The organism is Bacillus cereus group sp. BfR-BA-01355, from assembly GCF_022663675.1.
GTDB classification, from domain to species: Bacteria; Bacillota; Bacilli; order Bacillales; family Bacillaceae_G; genus Bacillus_A; species Bacillus_A thuringiensis_S.
The window spans coordinates 1-1,585 of sequence record NZ_JAKUFY010000251.1 but is presented as its reverse complement, the minus strand read 5'-3'; the positions used below and the strand labels follow the sequence as shown (position 1 = coordinate 1,585).

Here is a 1,585-nt window from a genome sequence, read left to right as displayed (position 1 = left end):
AAGGAATTGGTTTAACGTTTAAATCATAGCCAGTTGGAGCTTTCATTTCAATGAACTGATAGTCTCCCGGACGCAAATCAGAAACAGAAATCTTCCCATCTTTATCAGTAGTTAAATCAGAACGAACATCCTTGCCGTCCATATCCACAATTTTAAAGATAGCCCCTTCAAGAATAGTGCCGTCGATGTCATCAACTTTAGTTAATTCAACAGCGCCTTTCGTTAAGCTGTTAGTAGCAGTAACAGAAGTTTTAGCAGTTTGACTCTTTTCAACAGTAAACTTGATAGGATTTTGATTTAAGTCGTAATGCTTAGGAGCTTTCATTTCAATGAACTGATAGTCACCCGGACGTAAATCAGAAACAGAAATCTTACCATCTTTATCAGTAGCTAAATCAGAACGAACATCCTTGCCATCCATATCCACAATTTTAAAGATAGCCCCTTCAAGAGTAGTGCTGTCGATGTCATCGACCTTAATTAATTCAACTGCACCTTTCGTTAAGCTATTCGTAGCAGTAACAGAGGTGATTTTTTCTTGGCCTTTTTTAACTGTGAACTTAATAGGTGTTTCGTTTAAGTCATAGTGTTCAGGAGCTTTTGTTTCGATAAACCCATAGTCTCCTGGTGGTAATTCATCCACAACTAAACGGCCGTTTTTATCAGTAGTTAAATCGGTACGGACGTCGTGTCCATCCTTGTTAACAATTTTAAATACTGCCCCTTCAAGTGTTGTGTTTTTCTTGGCATCATCCACTTTTATTAATTCTACAGCACCCTCAGTTAAGCTATTTGTAGCAGTAACTTGGAGCTTTTCTTTTTGGCTTTTCTTAATTGTAAACTTAATAGGTGTACTATCTAATTTATAGTGTTCAGGAGCCTTCGTTTCAATAAATTGATAGTCCCCAGGACGTAAATCAGAAACAGAAATTTTTCCATGTACATCTGTTGTAAGCTCAGTGCGAATGTCATTACCATTCATATCAGTAATTTTAAATATCGCATCTTTAAGAGCGGTACCATCAACATCATCCACTTTAGAAAGCTCCACAGTGCCTTTCGTTAAGCTATTTGTAGCTGTAACAGAGACAGGCTCAGCTTGGCTCTGTGTGATTGTGAATGGAATTGGCTCTTTGTTTAAATTGTAGTGTTTCGGAGCTGTTGTCTCGATGAATTGATAATCACCAGGACGTAGGTCAGAAACGCTAATTTTACCTTGTTGATTCGTAACAAGATCTTTGCGAATTACAGTACCATTCATATCTGCAATTTTAAATACTGCGCCTTCAAGAGTAGTGCCATCAACGTCATCTACTTTAGAAAGTTCCACGCCGCCTTTTGTTAAACTATTTTTCATAGTAACGGTAGCGATATCTTTTTGGCTTTTTTCAATTGTAAATATAATTGGTTTTTTGTCTAAATCATAGTGTTCAGGAGCCGTTGTTTCAACGAATTGATACGTACCAGGACGTAAGTTTTCGACAACGATTTTACCTTCACTGTTTGTTTTTAAATCTGTTTTAAGTACCTTGCCATTTTGATCTAGTAAATTAAATACCGCATCGGCAAGTTTTGTTTGATCGTT

General features: G+C 37.0%; 1 protein-coding gene. It reads right to left on the bottom strand.

All coding sequences use genetic code 11. The features are described 5' to 3' along the window. Positions 1–1,585, bottom strand: a 1,585-nt coding sequence (locus MR167_RS31375; RefSeq protein ID WP_255787502.1) for an MSCRAMM family protein, incomplete at both ends; no start/stop codon positions are given.